The 20,756-nt window shown below is 72.5% G+C and carries 18 protein-coding genes; 7 read left to right on the forward strand and 11 right to left on the reverse strand.

The window, feature by feature from the left end:
- Window positions 1–94: 94 nt before the first annotated feature.
- Genes ACZ6R6_RS03415 through mtrA form a run of 3 tightly spaced genes read right to left on the reverse strand, consistent with a single transcriptional unit; the run spans window position 95 to window position 4,329 of the window.
- Entirely contained in the window at window positions 95–1,885 is a 1,791-nt protein-coding gene (locus tag ACZ6R6_RS03415) for an LpqB family beta-propeller domain-containing protein (RefSeq protein WP_470089824.1), read from the reverse strand.
- Window positions 1,875–3,623, reverse strand: coding sequence for an MtrAB system histidine kinase MtrB (mtrB, locus tag ACZ6R6_RS03420; RefSeq protein ID WP_470089826.1), 1,749 nt, complete (start codon window positions 3,621–3,623; stop codon window positions 1,875–1,877). Before mtrB ends, ACZ6R6_RS03415 begins: the two co-directional genes overlap by 11 nt.
- 28 nt (window positions 3,624–3,651) lie before the next feature.
- On the reverse strand, window positions 3,652–4,329 hold the full coding sequence (gene mtrA / locus ACZ6R6_RS03425; RefSeq protein WP_012888151.1) for an MtrAB system response regulator MtrA: 678 nt from the start codon (window positions 4,327–4,329) through the stop codon (window positions 3,652–3,654).
- A 342-nt stretch (window positions 4,330–4,671) separates the two neighbouring features.
- Here mtrA and ACZ6R6_RS03430 point away from each other — a divergent pair, with 342 nt between their 5' ends.
- From ACZ6R6_RS03430 to ACZ6R6_RS03450, 5 genes are all read left to right on the forward strand, one after another.
- A complete protein-coding gene (locus ACZ6R6_RS03430) occupies window positions 4,672–5,961 on the forward strand; it encodes a DUF7847 domain-containing protein (protein WP_470089828.1) in 1,290 nt (429 codons plus the stop codon).
- Window positions 5,946–6,611, forward strand: coding sequence for a DUF4129 domain-containing protein (locus ACZ6R6_RS03435; RefSeq protein ID WP_470089830.1), 666 nt, complete (start codon window positions 5,946–5,948; stop codon window positions 6,609–6,611). The genes ACZ6R6_RS03430 and ACZ6R6_RS03435 overlap by 16 nt, the downstream gene beginning before the upstream one ends.
- The gene (locus ACZ6R6_RS03440) at window positions 6,608–7,768 is read left to right on the forward strand and encodes a DUF4350 domain-containing protein (RefSeq protein ID WP_470089831.1); all 1,161 of its coding nucleotides are present in this window, start codon (window positions 6,608–6,610) and stop codon (window positions 7,766–7,768) included. The genes ACZ6R6_RS03435 and ACZ6R6_RS03440 overlap by 4 nt, the downstream gene beginning before the upstream one ends.
- Before the next feature lie 67 nt (window positions 7,769–7,835).
- Entirely contained in the window at window positions 7,836–8,825 is a 990-nt protein-coding gene (locus ACZ6R6_RS03445; protein ID WP_306859029.1) for an AAA family ATPase, read from the forward strand.
- A 4-nt stretch (window positions 8,826–8,829) separates the two neighbouring features.
- Window positions 8,830–10,197 (forward strand): DUF58 domain-containing protein, encoded by a 1,368-nt coding sequence (locus ACZ6R6_RS03450; protein ID WP_470089833.1) that lies wholly within the window; start codon window positions 8,830–8,832, stop codon window positions 10,195–10,197.
- 19 nt (window positions 10,198–10,216) lie between these two features.
- Here the strand turns inward: ACZ6R6_RS03450 and ACZ6R6_RS03455 are convergent, their stop codons facing one another.
- The 7 genes from ACZ6R6_RS03455 to ACZ6R6_RS03485 form a co-directional block, all read right to left on the reverse strand.
- Window positions 10,217–11,212 carry a stage II sporulation protein M gene (locus ACZ6R6_RS03455; protein WP_470089835.1) on the reverse strand — a complete coding sequence of 332 codons (996 nt, stop codon included), beginning with the start codon at window positions 11,210–11,212 and terminating at the stop codon, window positions 10,217–10,219.
- Window positions 11,213–11,341: 129 nt separating this feature from the next.
- On the reverse strand, window positions 11,342–11,731 hold the full coding sequence (gene rbsD / locus ACZ6R6_RS03460) for a D-ribose pyranase (protein ID WP_470089836.1): 390 nt from the start codon (window positions 11,729–11,731) through the stop codon (window positions 11,342–11,344).
- A complete protein-coding gene (locus ACZ6R6_RS03465; RefSeq protein WP_470089838.1) occupies window positions 11,728–12,681 on the reverse strand; it encodes a ribokinase in 954 nt (317 codons plus the stop codon). Before ACZ6R6_RS03465 ends, rbsD begins: the two co-directional genes overlap by 4 nt.
- Window positions 12,681–13,643 (reverse strand): D-ribose ABC transporter substrate-binding protein, encoded by a 963-nt coding sequence (locus tag ACZ6R6_RS03470; RefSeq protein ID WP_470089840.1) that lies wholly within the window; start codon window positions 13,641–13,643, stop codon window positions 12,681–12,683. The genes ACZ6R6_RS03465 and ACZ6R6_RS03470 overlap by 1 nt, the downstream gene beginning before the upstream one ends.
- Before the next feature lie 18 nt (window positions 13,644–13,661).
- A complete protein-coding gene (locus tag ACZ6R6_RS03475) occupies window positions 13,662–14,645 on the reverse strand; it encodes an ABC transporter permease (RefSeq protein ID WP_470089842.1) in 984 nt (327 codons plus the stop codon).
- Entirely contained in the window at window positions 14,629–16,155 is a 1,527-nt protein-coding gene (locus ACZ6R6_RS03480; protein ID WP_306859042.1) for a sugar ABC transporter ATP-binding protein, read from the reverse strand. The genes ACZ6R6_RS03475 and ACZ6R6_RS03480 overlap by 17 nt, the downstream gene beginning before the upstream one ends.
- Complete coding sequence (locus tag ACZ6R6_RS03485; RefSeq protein ID WP_470089844.1) at window positions 16,128–17,132, reverse strand: LacI family DNA-binding transcriptional regulator; 1,005 nt, start codon at window positions 17,130–17,132, stop codon at window positions 16,128–16,130. The genes ACZ6R6_RS03480 and ACZ6R6_RS03485 overlap by 28 nt, the downstream gene beginning before the upstream one ends.
- 377 nt (window positions 17,133–17,509) lie before the next feature.
- Here ACZ6R6_RS03485 and ACZ6R6_RS03490 point away from each other — a divergent pair, with 377 nt between their 5' ends.
- Window positions 17,510–18,709 (forward strand): serine hydrolase domain-containing protein, encoded by a 1,200-nt coding sequence (locus ACZ6R6_RS03490; protein ID WP_470089846.1) that lies wholly within the window; start codon window positions 17,510–17,512, stop codon window positions 18,707–18,709.
- An 84-nt stretch (window positions 18,710–18,793) separates the two neighbouring features.
- Here the strand turns inward: ACZ6R6_RS03490 and ACZ6R6_RS03495 are convergent, their stop codons facing one another.
- Window positions 18,794–19,468: a hypothetical protein gene (locus tag ACZ6R6_RS03495; protein ID WP_470089847.1), complete on the reverse strand. Its 675-nt coding sequence runs from the start codon at window positions 19,466–19,468 to the stop codon at window positions 18,794–18,796.
- A gap of 214 nt (window positions 19,469–19,682) precedes the next feature.
- Between ACZ6R6_RS03495 and ACZ6R6_RS03500 the strand changes: the two genes are divergently transcribed.
- On the forward strand, window positions 19,683–20,672 hold the full coding sequence (locus ACZ6R6_RS03500; RefSeq protein WP_470089849.1) for an RDD family protein: 990 nt from the start codon (window positions 19,683–19,685) through the stop codon (window positions 20,670–20,672).
- Window positions 20,673–20,756: the final 84 nt, after the last annotated feature.

Consider the following 20,756-nt stretch of genomic DNA (forward strand, 5'->3'; position numbering starts at 1 on the left):
CAGCCGCCACCGACAGACCACTCGTCCCGAGGAGCCCGAGGACCCCCGAGGAGGCCGGCAGGCCGCTCGTCCCAGCGGCCCGCCGGCGGGCGGCTCAGCCCAGGGGGTAGGCCGGGGAGGAGGGGCCGTCCTTCTCGGTGAAGGCGATGGATCCGGTCTCGTCCTTGACCATGGGTTCCCACTTGGCCGAGTTGCGGTTCCAGTAGAGGACCTGCCGGTTGCCGTTGTCGTCCTCGGCCCCGGCCAGCAGGGAGCCGTCCAGGGCGGTGATGCTCTCGATCCGGGAGTCGGAGGCCAGGGTCTTGGGCTCCGCGGTGGCCGACGCCTCCAGCAGGTCGGACTTGCCGGTCAGCACATAGAGGGTCTTGCCGTCCTTCCAGGCGATGTCGTCGATCGTCTGGCTGTCGCCGCCGTTCACCACGGGCTGCAGGTCGGTGATCCTGGTGCTGCCCTCCCGGCCGACGACCGTGCCGATCGACACCTGCTCCTCCAGGCCGTTCTTGATCACCACCGCGACGTGCACCCCGTCCCGGGCGACCTTGAGCGACTTGACGTAGACCGTGTCCAGATCGGGCGCCGCGACCCGGTAGTGCTGCCTGCCGTCGTGCCGCATCACCACCGAGGTGTGGTCGTCGGGCCGGTCGACCGTCCACAGGGTGCTGTAGCGGTCCCAGGAGGGCGGGGTGAGGGAGTCGCCGGTGACCCAGTCCTGCCACTCGCCGCCCGCGACGAGCGGCGCGACGGAGATCTTCTTGCCGTCCGCCGACAGGGCCGCCACCTGCTTGTGCCCGCTGATCGCCGGACTGGTGCGCGTGTCGTTCTTCTCCCCCGCCCGGCCCTGCACCGGCTGGCCGACGTTGTCCTTGCCCAGGATCCGCAGGGCGCCGCCGGCCAGGTAGTAGGGGTGGACGTCGCGGGGGGCCGTCCAGGGGTCGAAGTCCGAGTGCTCCTGGGCGTCGATCGTCAGCGGGGCTTCGGAGGAGTAGTACGGCCTGCCGTCCACCTTGACCTCGAAGCCCCAGCCGCCCTTGGTCAGCTCGGCGAGCGTCCCGGCGAGCTGGGCCGACATCTGGCCGATCCGGTCGGAGTCGACCGGCTTGGTCAGGTTGATGACGACGCGGTTGTCCTCCGTGGTGACGCCGATGAGCTCGGTGCCCGGCCGGAAGGCGGAGTTCACCGCCTTGCGCAGCAGGCTGCTGGGCCCCTTGAGCAGCCGCTCGACCGCCGACTTGGCGAAGTTGGAGGTCGGGTCGATGGGGACCCGGACCTGGTCGACCACCAGGCCGTTCCACGACGAGTCCAGGAAGTAGAGGTCGACCCTGAGGTAGGCGCGGTCGACGTCGGCCTCCGACAGCAGCAGCCCGTCGGGCGCCGCGCTGATCCGCCACCCCTCCGGCCCCTTCACCAGGGTGAAGGGCTCGTTCAGGCTCCTGCTCCTCGGCCAGTAACGGCCGTCCTGGTCGATCATCGCCGTCACGGTGCCCTTGAGCGTGACCCGGGTCTCCTTGTCGCCCTCCTGCGCGGGCGGCGGCTTCTCGTATTCGTCCTGCTTGTCGTCCTGCTTGTAGACCGTCACCCCGCTCTGCGGGTTCCACTCCTTGGCGAAATCCTGGGTGAGGTATTTGCGCGCGACGTCACGTCCGGGGTCGTCGACGCTCGCCATCGCGGACCTGAACCCGGTGACGACCTCCTCGGGCGACCAGTCGGCGCTCGGCGGCATGGCGATCACCCGCGCGTACGGGTCACCCAGCGGGTTGCCGTTGCGCACGTTGTCGACCGCGACGGACCTGCCCCCGGTGGGGATGACCGAGCAGGCCGTGCTCGCGCAGGTCAGCATCATGACCAGGCCGGCCGCCCCCACTCGCCGTCCTGTCCTAACCCGCATCGTCTCCCCCATCGGCGACCGCCGGTGACAGCACCGGGGTCATGTGTCCCCGCCACGTCCGCCGCATCTCCACCTCGGGCGGGACCAGCGACAGCGGCGATCCCCGCAGCGGCGCCCCGGCCACCCGGGGCAGCGAGAGCCGGAACTGCGACCCCTCGCCCTGCGCCCCCCACGCCTGCAGCCAGCCGCCGTGCAGCATCGCGTCCTCGCGGGAGATCGCCAGGCCCAGGCCGGTGCCCCCGATCGTCCGCGCGCGCGAGGGGTCGGCCCGCCAGAACCGGTCGAAGACCATGTTCTCCTCCCCGGGTTTGAGCCCCACCCCGTGGTCCCGCACGGCCACCGCCACCGCGTCGCGGTCCGCGCCGACCGAGACGACGATGTCGCGGCCCTCGCCGTGCTCGATGGCGTTGAACAGCAGGTTGCGCAGGATGCGCTCGACCCGGCGGCTGTCCATCTCGGCCATGCACGGCTCGCTCGGCAGGCGCAGGTCGAACCGGGTGGAGTGGCGCTCGGCCAGCGCCTCGGAGTCGGCGACCGCGCGCAGCACCACGTCTCTGACGTCGACCGGGTCGACGTCCAGCTCGGCCGCGCCCGCGTCGTAGCGGCTGATCTCCAGCAGGTCGGCGAGCATCGACTCGAACCGGTTGAGCTGGTTCTGCATCAGTTCGGCCGAGCGGGCGGCCATCGGGTCGAAATCCTCACGGGCGTCGTAGAGCAGGTCGGCGGCCATCCGCACGGTGGTCAGCGGGGTGCGCAGCTCGTGCGAGACGTCGGAGACGAACTGCCGCTGGACGTGGGAGAGCTCCTCCAGCTGGTGGATCTTCAACGCCAGGTTGGCGGCCATCTCGTTGAAGGAGGTGGCCAGGCGGGCCAGGTCGTCCTCGCCGCGGACCTTCAGCCGCTCGTCCAGGCGCCCGGCGGCCAGCCGCTCGGCGGCCTGCCGCGTCAGCCGTACCGGAGTGACCACCTGGCGGGTGACCAGTGAGGCGACGGCGGCCAGCAGCAGCACCAGGGCGACCCCGACGACGACGAGCATCCGCAGGACCGAGTTGAGGGTCTCCTCCTCCTTGTCCAGCGGGATCAGGTGGTAGATCTCGTATCCGCTGTCCAGCATGGTGCCGGAGGTGTCGAGGCGGGTGCCGATCACCAGGCCCCGCGTCGGCTCGCGCGTGCCCTCGTAGTACAGGTCCCCGTAGTGGATGCTGTTCTGGCCGGCCTCCTTTTTGAACACCTCGTCGCGCAGCCCGGACGGGATGCTGCTCGCGTCGATGTTCGTGGTGCCGTAGAACTCCCCGGGCCGGTTGTCGTTGCGGATGATCACCGAGTAGCGGGTGGCGGACCCGGCGGACCCGGCGCGTCCGGCGAGGGCCTCCACCGCCTGGCCGAGCGGGCTGTCACCGCCCCGATGGAGCAGGTCGCCCGAGTCGGCGGACGGCTTGGAGTCGTCGCCGAGCGGCTGGTTCAGATAGCTGAGCACCGCGATCCGGTCGGCCTGCGCCTCGCTCTTGGCCGCCCGTTCCCGGGCCTCCAGCGTCGTCGCGATGATCTGCTGCATGAGGAAGACCCCCAGCACGGCGACCACCGCGATGGAGATGACCATCGTGCTGGTGACGACGCGGAGCTGCAGGGAGCGGCGCCAGACCCGGCGCACGCCCCCCGCGGCGCGGCGGGCCCGCCGGCGGACGCCCCGCACCACCTGGCGCAGGGTACGGCGGCGTTTCTTCGGGGAGGAAGGCATGTCGGGGGTCCCGGGGGATCCGCGCAGGTCAGGCCGGGCCGGCCTTGTAACCGACCCCGCGGACCGTCACCACGATCTCGGGGTGCTCGGGGTCCTTCTCGATCTTGGCGCGGAGCCGCTGGACGTGCACGTTGACCAGGCGGGTGTCGGCGGCGTGCCGGTATCCCCAGACCTGCTCCAGCAGGACCTCGCGGGTGAAGACCTGGCGCGGCTTGCGGGCCAGTGCGACCAGCAGGTCGAACTCCAGCGGGGTGAGGTTGATGGTCTCCTCGTCGCGCTTGACCGAGTGGCCGGCGACGTCGATGGTGATGTCGCCGATCTGGAGGATCTCCGGCGTCGGCTCGTCGGTCCGGCGCAGCCGCGCGCGGACCCGGGCCACCAGCTCCTTGGGCTTGAACGGCTTGACGATGTAGTCGTCGGCCCCCGACTCCAGGCCGAGCACCACGTCGATGGTGTCGCTCTTGGCCGTCAGCATGACGATCGGCACACCGGACTCGGCGCGGATGCGACGGCAGACGTCGATGCCGTCGGCGCCGGGCAGCATCAGGTCGAGCAGGACCAGATCCGGCCGGGTGTCGCGGAACGCGTCGAGCGCCTTGTCACCGTCGGAGACGAAGGAAGGTTCGAAGCCCTCCCCGCGCAGCACGATGCCGAGCATCTCGGCGAGAGCGGCGTCGTCGTCGACGACCAGCACGCGTCCTTTCATGGCCCCTCATTCGTTTTACGCAGTTTGGGAGTTTTCGGGGTAAACGGCACGGTCGTCGAAGATTACCCTTGCCCGGCCACTGGATGACACCGGGCGACGATCAGCCTTCCAAATGCCGAATTTTAGGCGCACACAACGTGAAGCGCGTAGTGGTGCCCCCGTGCGGCCACTTCCGGCCCCGGCGACTGCGGACGCCAAGCGGAGGTGGTCACGTCCCCAGTCTGCGGTAAACGACCGTGTCTCGGCCATCCCTCCGGCATCTCCGCCGATCTCCGGGGCGAGAAACATCGTCGAGATCTCCCGAGCACCACAATCGGTGTGTCCACATGTCAGGATTGGGATATGTCAGACGGTCACGGCTCCACTCCCGACACGCCACCCGGCTGGGCGTCCAACCAACCTCCGCCGTACGGCAACGCCCCGGGGTCGCCGTGGACCGCGCCCGGCTCCGCGCCGGGCGTGCCGGGCGTGCCGCCGCCGCAGCAGCCGCAGCCCCCCTACGCCCCGCCGGGCCCGCCGTACCAGCCGGGCCCGTCATACCAGCCGGGCCCGTCATACCAGCAGGGCCCGTACGGCCCGCCGCCCCACGGCTACCACACGCCCCCCGCGATGCGGCCGGGGATCATCCCGCTGCGCCCGCTCGGCCTCGGCGACATCCTCGACGGCGCGATCAAGCTGATCCGCTCCAACCCCGGCGCCGTCCTGGGCCTGTCGGCGATCGCCGCCGCGCTCGGGGCGATCCCGGTGTCGATCGGCCAGGCGCTGCTGCTGGGCCAGGCGGGCGCGGCCTTCGACGACCCCTCCGCGCTGGAGAACCAGGAGGTGGGCTTCCTCGCCCAGTACGGCGGGACCCTGATCTCCTACGCGATCCAGTTCATCGCGGTCACCCTGCTCACCGGCGTGCTGACCCGGATCCTGGGCCGGGCGGTCTTCGGCGGCAAGATGACGGTGGGCGAGGCCTGGAAGCTGACCCGCGGCCGGGTGCCCACGCTGTTCGGGCTGGTGATCGTCGGCATGGTGCTCCTGCTGCTCCCGCTGGCCCTGGTCGTCGCGATCGTCGCCGGGCTCGGCGCGGCGGGCGCCGACCTCGCGGCGCTGTTCCTGGTGGGCGCGCTGGTGGTGCTGGGCTTCGTCGCCTACTCGCTGTTCATCACCACCCGCCTGGCGCTCGCGGCGTCGGTGGCGGTGCTGGAGCGGCGCGGCGTCGTCGACTCCCTGCGCAGGTCGTGGCAGCTGGTCAGCGGCGGTTTCTGGCGGACACTCGGCATCCTGTTGCTGACCCAGATCATCGCGGGCGTGGTCGCCCTGGCGCTCTCCTTCCCCTTCACCCTCGCGGGGACCTTCGTCGGCATGTTCGGCGCGGGCTCCACCGGTTCGCTGATCGGCGCGGCGGTCCTGATCGCCGTCGGCGGCACCGTCAGCGCGATGATCACTTACCCGTTCCAGGCCGGCGTCAACGGCCTGCTCTACGCCGACCGGCGGATGCGCGCCGAGGCGTTCGACCTGGTGCTGCAGACCGCGGCGATCGAGCAGCAGCGCCAGGGCTGGGTGCACGCCTCCGCCGACGACCTGTGGGACCCGTCCGTCACGCCCGGTGGAGCCGGCCGGGGAGCCCCGTGGCACAGTTCCTGAGCCATCTGACGCTCCTGACGTCCCCGGTCGGCATCGACCGGGACCAGGCCCGGCGCGAGGCGGTCCAGGAGCTGCTCAAGCCCGAATACGCCAGGGAGTCACCGGTCGACCGCGTCACGCGGGCCGTGGACCAGTTCCTGGGCGACCTGCTGGACCAGGAGTCCGTGGGCACCGTCGGCAGCGTGGCCGCGCGGGTCGTCCTGGTCGTGCTCGTGATCGCCGCCGTCGCGGCGGTCATCGTGATCGCGCGCAGGACCGCCGGAGGCGGCGCCGCGCGCCAGGAGGGGATCTTCGGAGACCGCCGCCGCACCGCCGCCGAGCACCGCGAGGCCGCCGAACGGCTGGCCGCCGAGGGCCGGTGGGCCGAGGCCGTCCGCGAACGGCTCAGGGCCGTCGCCCGGGACCTGGAGGACCGCGTCATCGTCGACTCGACGCCCGGCCGCACCGCGGGCGAGCTGGCCGCCGAGGCGGGCCGCGCGCTGCCCGCCCTCGCCTCCGAACTGGCCGCCGCGGCCCGGGTCTTCGACGACGTCACCTACGGCGAGGCGCCGGGCACGGCCGAGTCCTACGGGCTCCTGCGCGACCTCGACGAGCGCCTGCGCACGGCCCGGCCGACATTCGGCGCCGCCGCGGAGGCGGTGACCTCATGAGCCTCGCCGCCGCCCCGGGGACCGGGTCGACGTCCACCTCCCCGACCACCGCGGGCCTGTGGCGCAGTGGCCGGGGCTTCCTGCTGGTCGCGCTGATCGTGGTCGCCGGCGCCGTCATCGGCGTGCTGCTCAGCGGCTCCGGCGCGGGCCGGCCGCTCGACCCCGCCGACACCTCGCTGTCCGGCGGCAAGGGGCTGGCCCAGCTGCTGCGGGCCCACGGCGTGCGGATCACCCGGGTCACCTCGGTCGCCGAGGCGGAGGCCGCCGGCCCCGGCGACCGCACGCTCCTGCTCAGCGACACCTCCTTCCTCACCGAGGAAGAGGCCGAGCGGCTCGGCGCGATCCGCGCCGACCTGCTCGTGGTCGGCGCGCAGCCACACCAGGAACTGCTCACCCCGGGCATGAGCCCCACCGAGGACGTGCGGGCGCGCTCCCGGGAGCCCCGGTGCGACCTGCCGGCCGCGACCCGGGCGGGCAGCGCCCACATGGGCGGCACCGCCTTCACCGTCCCCGCCGCAGCGACCGGCTGTTACCCGGCCCGCGGCGCGTCCACCCTGGTCAGCCACACCGGCGGGGGCAGGACGGTCACGGTCGTGGGCGACGGCGCGTTCATGACCAACCTGCGGCTGGCCGAGGACGGCAACGCCGCCCTGGCCCTGAACCTGGCCGGGGCCAGGCCCGCCCTGACCTGGCTGGTGGCCCCCGAGGCCGCCGCGGGCACCACGGGCGAGAAGGGCTTCTACGGCCTGATCCCCGAGGGGGTCAGATGGGCCGTGGTGCAGTTGGGCGTCGTGGTCGTCCTGCTGGCACTCTGGCAGGGCCGCCGGCTCGGCCCGGTGGTGGCCGAGCGGCTGCCCGTCGTGGTCAGGGCGGCCGAGACGGTGGAGGGCCGGGCCAGGCTCTACCGGGCCAGGCGTGCCCGCGACAGGGCCGCCACCGCCCTGCGCACGAGTTTCGTCGACCGGGTCACCCCCCGGCTCGGCCTGCCTTCGGCGGCCGGGCCGGAGGCGAAGGTCGAGGCGATCGCCGGACGGACCGGGCAGGCGGGCTTCCACGTGGGCGCCGCCCTGTACGGCCCGCCGCCGGCTGACGAGGCCGGGCTGGTAGCCCTGGCCGCATATCTGGACATGTTGGAGAGGCAGGTCAAAGAGTCGTGAGCGAGTGTAGCGAGCGGGCCCTCAGGCACGGCGCCGCCGTGCGGCCGGAGCCGGCAGAGGAGGCTCGGTGACCACGCCACCGGAGCACGGCGGCCCGGCGGAGACGCCCGGCGCGGACGCCGCCCGAGACGCGCTGGGGAGCCTGCGCGCCGAGGTCTCCAAGGCCGTCGTCGGCCAGGACGCCGTGGTCACCGGGCTGGTGATCGCGCTCCTGTGCCGGGGGCACGTGCTGCTCGAAGGCGTGCCGGGCGTGGCCAAGACCCTGCTGGTCAGGACGCTGGCGGCGGCGCTCTCGCTGGACTTCAAGCGGGTGCAGTTCACTCCCGACCTGATGCCGGGCGACGTCACCGGCTCCTTGATCTACGACGCGAAGACGTCGGAGTTCGAGTTCCGGCAGGGGCCGGTCTTCACCAACCTGCTGCTCGCCGACGAGATCAACCGCACGCCCCCCAAGACGCAGGCGGCGCTGCTGGAGGCGATGGAGGAGCGGCAGGTCAGCGTGGACGGCAAGCCGCGCCGACTGCCCGAGCCGTTCATCGTGGCCGCCACCCAGAACCCCGTCGAATACGAGGGCACCTACCAGCTGCCCGAGGCGCAGCTCGACCGGTTCCTGCTCAAGCTGACCGTCCCGCTGCCGCCCCGCGAGCAGGAGATCGCGGTGCTGGAGCGGCACGCGCTGGGCTTCGACCCGCGCGACCTGTCCCACGTCAAGGCCGTGGCCACCATCGCCGACCTGGACGCCGGCCGCGCGGCGGTCAGCCGGGTCCACGCCGGCCCCGAGGTGCTCGGCTACATCGTCGACATCGCCAGGGCCACCCGCCAGTCGCCGTCGCTGCAGCTCGGCGTCTCGCCGCGTGGCGCCACCGCGCTGCTGGCCGGGGCCCGGGCCTGGGCCTGGCTGTCCGGCCGCTCCTACGTGACCCCGGACGACGTCAAGGCGCTGGCCAGGCCGTCGATGCGGCACCGGATCCAGCTCCGCCCCGAGGCCGAGCTGGAGGGCGCGACCGCCGACGGCCTGATCGACGCCATCCTCGCCTCCGTCCCCGTCCCCCGCTGAGCCGATGGCACTGACGGGACGGGCCGCCCTGCTGGCTCTGCTGGGCACGCTGGTCGTGCTGTTCGCCCCCCGGCCGGGACCGGCCGTGGCCGGGGTGGCGCTGCTCCTGCTGGCGCTGGTCGCGGTCGACCTGCTGCTGGCCGCGGGCGTGCGTCCGCTGCGGTTCACCCGCTCGGGCGACCGGCTGGTACGGCTCGGCGAGTCCGCCACGGTCGAGCTGGTCGTGGAGAACCCCGGCCCCCGCCGGGCCCGGGGGGTGCTCAGGGACGCCTGGCCCCCCTCGGCCGGGGCCGGCCCGCGGCACCTGCCGCTGGACGTCCCGCCCGGTGAGCGCCGCCGCCTCACCATGACTCTCACCCCCACCCGCCGGGGTGACCGCGAGGCGGTCACGGTCACGGTGCGCACGCTGGGTCCGCTGGGCATCGCGGGCCGCCAGGGCTCCCACCGGGTGCCCTGGTCGGTGCGGGTGCTGCCGCCGTTCCTCAGCCGCAAGCACCTGCCCGCCAAGCTGTCCAGGCTCAGGGAGCTGGAGGGCCAGCACCCGTCGATGGTCAGGGGGCAGGGCACCGAGTTCGACTCGCTCCGCGAGTACGTGGTCGGCGACGACGTCCGCTCGATCGACTGGCGGGCCACCGCCCGCCGCAACGACGTGGTGGTCCGCACCTGGCGGCCCGAGCGCGACCGGCGGGTCCTGATCGTCCTGGACACCGGGCGCACCTCGGCCGGCCGGGTGGGCACGGCCCCCGTCCCACTGGCCGGCCGGCGGGACGGGTCCGGCGGCCGGTACGGCGCGGCGGCGACCGTGCCGGGCTGGCCTCGGCTGGACTGGTCGATGGACGCGGCGCTGCTGCTGGCCGCGCTGGCCGCCCGCGCCGGCGACCGGGTCGACTTCCTGGCCTACGACCGCGCGGTGCGCGCCTGGGTGTCCGGCGCCAGCCGTACCGACCTGCTGTCGTCGCTGGTCAACAGCATGGCACCGCTTGAGGCCGAGCTCGTCGAGGCCGACTCGGCCGGCATGGTCGCGGCCGTCCTGGCCCGGGCCAAGCGGCGCTGCCTGGTCGTCGTGCTGACCGACCTGAACTCGGCGTCGCTGGAGGAGGGGCTCCTGCCGATGCTCCCCCAGCTCTCCTCGCGGCACCTGGTGCTCCTGGCCGCCGTCTCCGACCCGCAGGTGGCCGCCATGGCCGCCGGGCGCGGCACGGCCGAGCTGGTCTACGACGCGGCGGCGGCCGAGCACCAGAACGCCGACCGGCGCAGGATCACCGCCCGGCTCCGCCGCCAGGGCGTGGAGGTCGTGGACGCCACGCCGGAGCAGATCGCGCCCGCCCTGGCCGACGCCTACCTGGCGCTGAAGGCGGCGGGCCGGCTGTGACCGCCGGGTGGCGCGGCCCTCAGCCGGCGCTCGGCGCGAGGTCGGGGGCCCGCTCCAGGTCGCCGGTCTCCTGGGCGGCCAGGGCCCGGCGGCCGAAATAGATCACGTAGGCGAGGAAGGCCGCCTCGGCGACCACTCCGATGCCGATGCGCGCCCAGGTGGGCAGGCCGGAGGGGGTGACCAGCCCCTCGATGAGCCCGGAGACGAGCAGCACCACGACCAGGCCGAGGGCCACGCTCATGACGGCCCTGCCCTGTTCGGCGAGGGCCTCGCCGCGCTTGCGGGGACCGGGGGCGACGACGGTCCAGCCCAGGCGCATGCCGACGGCCGCGGCGAGGAACACCGCGGTCAGCTCCAGCAGGCCGTGCGGGGTGATCAGGCCGAAGAAGATGTCCAGCTTGTCGCGCGAGGCCATCAGCCCGGCGGAGACGGCCACGTTGAGCGCGTTCTGCCACAGGATGTAGGGGATCGGCAGGCCGAGCAGGATGGCCATGATGATGACCTGTATCGAGACCCAGGCGTTGTTGACCCAGACCTGCCCGGCGAAGGAGGCCGCGGGGTGCTCGGAGTAGTAGTCGGCGAAGTCGTGTTCGACGAGCCGGGTGATCTCCTCGGGCGTGGCGATCGCGGCCTGGACGCCGGGGTCGCCCGCCACCCAGACGGCGACGACCGTGCTGACCAGGACGAACGCGGCGGTCGTGCCGAGCCACCACCAGCGGGCCCGGTAGGCGACCACCGGGAAGGAGACCGTGAAGAAGCGGACGAACTCCCGCCAGGCGGGGGTGTGCGCTCCGGTGACCGCCGAGCGGGCCCGGGCGACCAGCGCCGACAGGCGGCCCACCAGGATCGGGTCGGCCGACCCCGAGCGCACGATGGACAGGTGCGTGGCGACCCGCTGGTAGAGGTCCACCAGCTCGTCGATCTCGGCGCCGTTCAGCGACCTGCGGCGCCGGATGAGATCCTCCAGGCGGTCCCAGGCCGGGCGGTGCGCGCTGACAAAGGCGTCGATGTCCACCCGGAAAGCGTATCCACAGTCCCGCCTCCGAGACGGCGGACGGGTCCGTCGCCCGGCGGCTCCGCGCGGGGCCGGCGCCGCCCCGTCCCACGCCGCGGGGGGCGGGGACGGGACGGCGGCGGCCGAGGATCAGAAGGCGACCCCGCACCGCAGCAGCACGTTGGCGTACGGCCGCGCCTCGCCGGTGCGCACGACCAGCCGGCTGGATCGGGCCAGCCGCTTGAGCTCCTCGTGCGGGACGTAGGTCAGGTCCGGCAGGCGGGTGCTGAGCAGGGCGTCGCATCCGGCGTTGGCCGTACGGACCTCCCGGGCGGCGGTGGCCCCCTCCACGACGAGCTCGGCGAGGATCCCGTCGAGCACGTCGGCGAAGGCCGGGATGCCCGGCAGGAAGGCGAGGTCGACCACCTCGACGCCGGGCGGCAGCGGCATCCCGCTGTCGCAGACGAGCAGTTCGTCGGTGTGACCGAGGCGGGCGAGCGCGCCCGACAGGGCGGAGTTGAGGATCCCCGTGCGTTTCACAGGACCTCCAGATCCTCCGGATACGGATAGGAACTCTGCGCGCCGGGCGCGCGCACCGAGGCGGCGCCCACCCGGACCGCGAAGGCGGTGGCGTCGGCCAGGCCGTCGCCCCGGGCCAGGCGCCAGGCCAGCGCCCCGGTGAAGGCGTCACCGGCACCGGTGGTGTCGACGGCCTCCACCCGGGGGCTCGGCACCGCGGTGACCGTGCCCGGCTCCGCGACGACCGCGCCGTCGGCCCCCAGCGTGAGGACCACCGAGCGGGGACCGAGCGCGAGCAGGGCCCGCGCCTGCTGTTCGGGCTCGCCGGGCCCGCCGAGCAGGAGCGCGGCCTCGTGCTCGTTGACGACGAGCGGGTCGCAGACCGCCAGCAGCTCGTCGGGGACCACGGCGGGCGGCGACAGGTTGAAGACCACCCGGGCCGCCGTCCGGGCGGCGGCCACCACCGTGGCGAGGGGACTCTCCAGTTGCAGGGAGACGACCCGCGCCGAGGCCAGCAGGTCGGCCGCCGCGGCGATGTCGTCCTCGCTCAGCCGCGCGTTGACCCCCGGCGACACGATGATGCTGTTGTCCCCGTCCGCCCCGACGGTGATCACCGCGACGCCGCTCGGCCCCGGGGTCTCGGTGAGACGGTCCAGGTCCACGCCGTCGCCGGAGAGCGCCTTGCGCAGGAACTCGCCGTGGCCGTCGGAGCCGACCCTGCCGAGCAGGGCCACCCGGGCGCCGAGCCGGGCCGCGGCGACGGCCTGGTTGGCGCCCTTCCCGCCGGGATAGGTGGCCAGATCGGAGCCGATCACGGTCTCGCCCGGCATGGGACGCCGAGCGACACGGATCACCAGGTCGGCGTTGACCGACCCCACGACGATCATTTCGAACGGCGGCGCCGACTCCTCCCCGCGCCGCCCGCCGGCGCCCTCGGGCGCCGGCCCGGCGTCGTCACCGCGGGCGGTCATCACGAGCCCGCGAACTCTGCGACGTTGTCCTTGGTCACGGCCTTGACCGGCACGGCCACCGTGGCCTCGACCTTCTCTCCCTTCGCCGCCTTGATCGCGCCCTGCACGGCCTGCTGGCCGAGGAGCTGCGGCTGCTGGGCGATGCTGGCGTTCATCGTGCCGGCCTCGATGGCCTTGAGGCCGTCCGGGGTGCCGTCGAAGCCAACGATCTTGATCTCGGCGCCCGCCTTGGCGCCCAGCGCCTTGATCGCGCCCAGGGCCATCTCGTCGTTCTCGGCGAACACCCCGGTGATGCCGGGGTTGGACTGCAGCAGGTTGGTCATGACGTCCAGGCCCTTGGTCCGGTCGAAGTCGGCGGGCTGCTGGGCGACCACCTGGATGTTCGGGTACGCCTTGATCCCCTCGGTGAAGCCCTGGCCGCGGTCGCGGGAGGCGGAGGTGCCGGGCACTCCCTGCAGGACGGCGACCTTGCCCTTCTCCCCCATCTGCTTGGCCAGCTCCTGGGCCGCCAGCTTGCCGCCGGCGACGTTGTCGGAGGCCACGGTCTGGGCCACGGTGGCGCCGTTGACCACGCGGTCGACGGCGATCACCGGGATCTTGGAGCGCTCGGCGGCCTTCACCGCGGGCCCGGCGGCGTCGGAGTCGACCGGGTTGATGATGATCGCCTTCATGTTCTGGCTGGCGAAGTTCTGGATCTGGTTGACCTGCTGCGAGGCGTCGTTCTGGGCGTCGGTGACGGTCAGCGCGACCCCCTGCTTCTTGGCCTCGTCCTCGGCGCCCTTGCGGAGCTGGACGAAGTAGGGGTTGTTCAGGGTGGAGACCGACATGCCGATCTTGACGTCTCCCCCGGCCGCCGCGGATTCCCCGGAGCCGGAAGAGGAGGAGGACGAGCCCGAGCCACAGGCCGTCAGCCCCAGGGCGAGCGCGGCGCCGGCCGCGACGAGAGTGATGGTGCGTTTCATGGTGTTCCCCCGATGGGTTCAGTTGGTTCCACGGCGGCGCAGGGTGTCGAGCAGGACCGCGAGCGCGATCACCACTCCGATCACGACCTGCTGCCAGAAGGCGGAGACGGAGAGCAGGTTGAGGCCGTTGCGCAGCACCGCGAGGATGAGCGCGCCGACGAAGGTGCCGAAGGCCCGGCCCTTGCCGCCGGACAGGCTCGCCCCGCCGATGACGACGGCGGCGATGGCGTCCAGCTCGTAGCCGGCGGCCGCCTGGGGCTGGGCCGAGGCCAGCCGGCTGGCCAGGACGATGCCCGCGACCGCGGCGAAGAGCCCGGACAGGGCGTAGGTGACGAGCTTGCGCCGGTTGACGTTGATGCCGGACAGCCGGGCGGCCTCCTCGTTGCCGCCGATGGCGTACATCGCGCGCCCGGTGTAGGTCCGGTTCAGGATCACGGCCGTGATGACGCCCATGACCACCATGACGACGACCGGGACCGGCAGGTAGTCGCCGATGGTGTCGCCCAGGTGGGAGACCGCCTCCGGCATCGCGATCGGACTGCCCTGGGAGATCACCAGGGCCAGACCGCGGGCGATGCCGAGCATGGCCAGCGTGGCGATGAACGGCGGCAGCTTGCCGTAGGCGATCAGCGCGGCGTTGACCAGCCCGCACCCGAGGCCGACGACGAGGGCGATCACGGTGGCCAGCGGCCACGGCAGGCCCGTGTCGGTCGCGGTCCAGGCCAGCACGATCGCCGAGAGGGCGGCGACGGAGCCGACCGACAGGTCGATGCCGCCGGTGATGATGACGAAGGTGGCGCCGAAGGCGAGGATCGCGGTGACCGCCGCCTGCACGCCGACGTTGAGCAGGTTGGTCACGGTCAGGAAGTCGCCCGACAGCAGCGAGAGCGCGACCGCGAGCACGACCAGTGCGACCAGTGCGCCGTTCTCGCCCAGCCACGCGGTGGCCGGCGGCTTGCGGCCCGGGGGCTTGCGCTGCAGCACGTTAGTGGACACGAGCATCCTCCACCTCGGCGACGGCCAGGGCCATCACCGAGTCCTGTGTAGCCTCACCGGCGGCGAGCTCCCCGACGAGCCGGCCGCGGGCCATCACCAGCACCCGGTCGCTCATGCCCAGGATCTCGGGGAGATCGCTGGAGATCATGAGCACCGCGTGCCCGGAGGCGGTGAGCGAATTGATCAGTTGATAGATCTCGACCTTGGCCCCCACGTCCACACCCCGCGTGGGCTCGTCGAGGATGAGCACGCTCGCCTTGGCGAGCAGCCACTTCCCGATGACGATCTTCTGCTGGTTGCCGCCCGACAGCGTGCGGACCTCCTGGCCGAGGCCGCTCATCCGCACGCCGAGCTGCTGGGCCACCTCGGCGGCCGCCCTGCGCTGCCCCGTCCTGTCGACGAAGCCGCCGCGGCTGGCCCGCCGCAGCGTGACCAGGCCGAGGTTCTCCCCCACGTCGGCGCCGAGCACCAGTCCCTGGCCCTTGCGGTCCTCCGGGACCAGGCCGAGGCCGGCCTCCATGGCGGCGTGCACGTCGCCGCGGGCCAGCGGGCGGCCGTTCACCAGGACCTCGCCGGAGTCGTAGGCGTCCGCGCCGAAGATCGACCGCGCGACCTCGGTACGGCCCGCGCCGACCAGTCCCGCCAGGCCCACGACCTCCCCGGCGCGCACCTCGAAGGAGACGTCGGCGAACTCGCCCTCCCTGCGGAGCCCCCGCACCTGCAGGAGGGGGCCGCCCGGCGGCGCCGGCTCCCGGGGATACTGCTGGTCGATCGGGCGGCCGACCATGAGCCTGACCAGCTCGTCCTCCGGGGTGGTCGCCGGGACCTCGGCCACCGAGCGGCCGTCACGCAGCACGGTGACCCGGTCGCCGATCTGCGGGATCTCCTCGAGGTGGTGGGTGATGAACACGATCGCCACCCCCTGCTCGCGCAGCTGCCGGACGATGCCGAACAGCCGCTCGACCTCGGTGGTCGTGAGCACGGCGGTCGGCTCGTCCATGATGAGCACGCGGGCGTTCAGGCCCAGCGCCTTGGCGATCTCGACCATCTGCATGCGCGCGATGCCCAGCCGCGCCACCGGCGTGCGCGGGTCGACCTCGACGCCGACCCGCTGCAGCAGCTCCCGCGCCTGCTCGTGCATCCGCTTGGTGTCGACGAAGCCGAAACGGCGGGGCGGACGCCCGAGGGCGAGGTTCTCCCCGACGGTGAGCTGGGGGACCAGGTTGAACTCCTGGTAGATGGTGGCGATGCCGAGCCGCTGCGCGTCGCCCGCGGTGCGGATCTCGACCGGCTCCCCGTCGACGAGGATCCGCCCTCCGTCGGGGTGGTAGGCCCCGGAGAGCATCTTGATCAGCGTGCTCTTGCCCGCGCCGTTCTCCCCGAGCAGCACGTGGACCTCGCCGGAGCGGAGGCTGAAGTCGACCCCGTCCAGCGCGACCACACCCGGGAACCCCTTGCGCAGACCTTCGACCCGGAGGATCTCGTCGTTCACGAGACGTTCCTTCCTTCCCCACATGATTGGCGGACCACCAGGACGGCGGGCAGGGCCACCGACTCGGCCGGCCGCCCGCCGAGACGGTCGAGGATCACCCGCACGCCCCGCTTCCCGAGCTCGGCGGCGGGCTGGCTGATCGCGGTCACCGGAGGGGTGACGTGCGGGAACCACGACACGTCGTCGAACGACGCCAGCGCCACGTCCTCGGGGATGCGCAGGCCGCGCGCCCGTATCTCGTCCAGCGCGCCCAGGGTCATCAGGTTGTCGCCCGCGAAGATCACCTCGGGCGGCTCGGGGAGGTCGAGCAGCCTGGCGGTGAGCGCGCGGCCGCTGCCCGAGCGGAAGTCCCCCGCCTCGATGTATTCCGGGCGGATCTCCAGGCCGTGCTCGGCCATCGCCACTAGGAAGGCGTCCGTCCGTTCCCGGCCGGTGGACAGCCTGGCGGGGCCGGAGATGAAGCCGATCCGCCGGTGCCCGAGTTTGCGCAGGTGGGCGACCAGCGCCCTGATCGCGTCGGTCCCGTCGACCCGGACCGACGGCACGTGCACGCCGGGAAGCGTGCGGTCCAGGAAGACCAGCGGCCCTCCGGACCGCGCGATCTCCTGCACCAGCGGTGTGACCTCGGCGGTGGGGCAGATCAGCAGGCCGTCCACCCGCTGCTCCAGGAGCGTGCGCACGTAGTGGTCCTGCTCCTCGGCGCGCTCGTCGGCGTTGCCGATGATCACGGTGTAGCCGGCCGCCCGCGCCGCGTCCTCGACCGCCCTGGCCAGCTCGGCGAAGAACGGGTTGACGATGTCGCCGATGATCAGGCCGAGGGTCTTGGTCGCCTCGGTGCGCAGTGAGCGCGCCACCGCGTTGGGGACGTAGCTGAGCTCCCGCATCGCGGCGTAGACCCGGGTCCGGGTCTCCTCCGTCACCGACGGGTTGTCGTTCAGAACCCGGGAGACCGTGGCGACGGAGACGCCCGCGTGCGCGGCCACATCCTTGATACGTGCCATCAGCCCTCCATGTAATCGATTACATCAGAGTATGTAATCGATTACATGGATGTAAACCAGAGAATATGTGACCTGCGTCACAATCCGGATGCGTACCGGCCGTCGGCGAGCGCTCCGCCCAGGAGCGGCAGCCGGCGGCGCCGTTGCCGAGCGAGCCGTTCGAGATCGGCCGCCCGCTCGCCCCGCGGCGGCGCCTGCCCACCGGTCCATGCCCGTGACAACACCGGTCCCGTCCCCAACAGAGGCGGGCGGGTTCCCCTGCCGCGGGGTCAGGGTCGGTTCGGGGTCAGGCCGGGGTGATCCCCGTCGAAACCGGGCAGGCCGGGCCGACAGACTCCAATGGAGTTGATCACCGCCCTTTCACATGGAGTTCCCCCATGCGCCGTTCCCTGGCCCTGCCCCTTGCCGCCGCCGTGACGTTCGGTCTCGTCGCCGCGCAGGCCGCCACCGCGCAGGCCGCCCCCGCCGAGCCCGCCACGGGCCTGGACCGCACCGCCCTGCGCGCGGCGATCACCACGCGACCGGGCGACGGTATCGCCGGCGTCGTGGCCGAAGTGCACAACAACGGGCAGCGGTGGCGGGGCACGACCCGGGACGTCGTCACCAGTAAGCGGATCAGCCGCGACGCCCATTTCCAGATCGGCAGCATCAGCAAGGCCATGGAGGCGGTGATCCTGCTCCAACTGTCCGCCGAGGGCCGGATCGACCTGGACCAGAGCATCCAGCACTACCTGCCCGGACTGCTGCCGCAGGAGCGGTTCAAGGAGCCGATCAGCGTACGGCAGCTGCTCAACCACACCAGCGGCCTGCCCCAGGACTTCGAGGGCGCCCCGGCCCCCTCCCCGGACGAGGAGATCGAGCTCCGCCTCGACTACCTCACCTTCGACGAGGTGATCCAGCAGACGCTCCACCCCGAGGGCAGGCCGGCTCCCGGCCCGCGTTTCCACCCCGGCACCCGGCAGGAGTACAACTCCTTCGGCTACCGCGTCGCCGGCAAGCTCATCGAGGACATCACCGGGCACTCGTACCAGCACGAGGTGAGCGCCCGCATCCTGAAGCCGCTCAGGATGCGGGACAGCAGGGCCGCCGTGCCGGGCCGCAGCACGCCCGTGCCCCGGCCGTACCTGCCCGGCTACCTGCCCAGGAGCAACGGCGAGCTGGTCGACGTCAACGTGCAGGGCGGGCTGCCCGCCAGCATGACCTCCACCACCGGCGACCTGGACCGCTTCATCTCCGGCCTGTTCGACGGCCGGCTGCTGCGCCCGGCACAGGCCGCGGAGCTGTTCGCCGTGCCCAAGGGCGCCGACGGCGAGCCGCTGCCCTACGCCGACGGCTCCATCTGCAACACCGGCCCCGGCAAGGGCACGGCCTGCTTCAGCGTCGGCCTGATGTACGTGCCGCTGCCCGACGGCTCGCTGCTGTGGGGCAAGATGGGCTCCGAGCCGGGTTACCGCAGCGGGGTCTTCGCCTCCCGCGATCTCAAGCGGCGCGCGGTCTACTCGATGGGCACCTCCTCCCCCACCAACGGCGCCCTGGCAGTGGTCCAGCGCCTGGCCCTCGCCGCCTTCAGCGGCTGAAAGGCCGGACCGACCGGCATGGGCGTATGTCGGCGACTCCGTCCGGAACCCGCCGCCCCGCCCACCGGTCTCGGCCGGGAGAGATCACGCCGGGTTGAGGCCGTCGACCCCCTTCATGTACGCGCTGTAGATCAGCCGGTCGTCCGCAGAGAATTGTTTTACATCGAAGTACAGGAATCCGAAATCCCGGAAGGCGACGTTCCTTCTGTTGTACAAATCATCGTTATTGGTGGACCAGCATCCGAGGTTCTCCTTGTTGCTCGGATTAAGGATCTGAAACTGGTCGCCGTCGAAGGACCCACACCGCTTCCACTGAGTCGCGGTCATCGTGTCGTAGACGTCATACAGTCCGCAGGCGCCCGTCACGGGCCTCCAGTTGAAAAAGCGGGTGGACGGCCCCACCGTCGCGGTCATCACAAGGCTGCCGGTGGAGGAGTGGCAGAAGTTCCAGCGCAGCGCTTCAGCGGTCGTGGGAGCCGCCGCGTAGAGCCACGTGCCGCCGCTGCCCGCCGAAACGTATCGGTTGAAACCCGTGTTGTAGAGATATCCGACAAAAGTCGCCCCGGTGGAGTAGGTCTCCCAGGTCAGCCACTTGCTCGCGAGGGTCGGGTGGAGGCCGGCCAGCTCCCGCTCAAGGTCCGTCGCCTCCTCCTGCGGCCTGTCCTCGGACTTCCGGATCTCCTGCACCCGTGTCAGCACTTCGACTCGGCGCTGCGTCAGTTCTTCCAGGGTCGATCCTTTGGATGGTCCGCCGTTCATGAGGAATTCCGAGACGGCCCGGCCACCGGTGGTGATACCCGAAGCGCACAATCGCATAACTCCATGACCAGGCAATTTGCGCCCACCGATTGATTGAGCGCTCCGCGGCCGAGCCGGCTCATACCCCGGGCACGAGCTGGAACCGCACGCCGAGCGCCGGGCCGCGGCACCTCGGGCAGGAGGGGCCCGTCCCGCCACGGGTAAGGTGCTGACTGTGTCCGATGTCGTAACCGGCGAGGCCGTCGTCGTCGAGGTCCGGACCGCCCAGATTCCGAGCAGGGCCGCGGCGCTGCTCATCGACATGGCGGTCCAGCTCGTAACGCTGTTCGGCGCGTCCTTCGTGGTCGGCGCGCTGGTCTTCACCACCGACGAGGCGCTGACGACGATGATCTACATCGCGCTCACCGTGCTCGTGCTCGTCGGCTATCCGGTGATCTTCGAGACGCTCTCGCGCGGCCGCAGCCTCGGCAAGCTCGCCCTCGGGCTCCGGGTGGTCAGCGACGACGGCAGCCCCGAGCGGTTCCGGCAGGCCCTGTTCCGGGGCCTGGCCGGAGTGCTGGAGTTCTGGACGCTCAGCGGCGCGCCCGCGCTGATCAGCTCGCTGATCTCGGAGAAGGGCAAGCGGCTCGGCGACATCTTCGCGGGCACCATCGTGATCTCCGAGCGCGGCCCCCGGCAGTACGGCCCGCTGCTGGAGATGCCGCCGCAGCTCGCCGCGTGGGCGGCGACGCTGGAGCTGTCGCGGCTGCCCGAGGGGGTCGCCGCCACCGCCAGGCAGTACCTCATGCGCTGGCACGACCTGTCCCCGGTGGTCCAGCACGAGATGGGCGCGCGCATCACCGCCGAGATGTCGGCCTTCGTCTCGCCGCCCCCGCCACCGGGCGTGCCGCCGTTCGCCTACCTGACCGCGGTCCTGGCCGAGCGCCGCCGCCGTGACCAGGTACGGCTGGCCCGCCAGGCGGACGCCCGGCGGCATCCCGCCCAGCAGCCGTCCCAGGCCCGGCGGCAGGGGCCCGACCCCTACCAGCCGCAGCCCGGCCCGCCGGCACCCGGGCCGCACCAGCCCCACCGGCAGGCGCCCGCACCCGAGCCCTACCAGCAGGCTCCCCATCAGCCGCAGCCCCAGCGGGCACCCGGCCCCATGGCGCCGCCCGCGCCCAGCTCTCCCGGTCCCACCCCCGGCGGCTTCGTCCCGCCCGCCTGAGCCCGGGGCGCACGCCGTACGGACGCGGGAAGGGGCGGCGGGAGACTCCCGCCGCCCCTTCCGCCGGCGATCAGCGGCCGCCGG

Source organism: Streptosporangium sp. NPDC048886 (assembly GCF_055586905.1).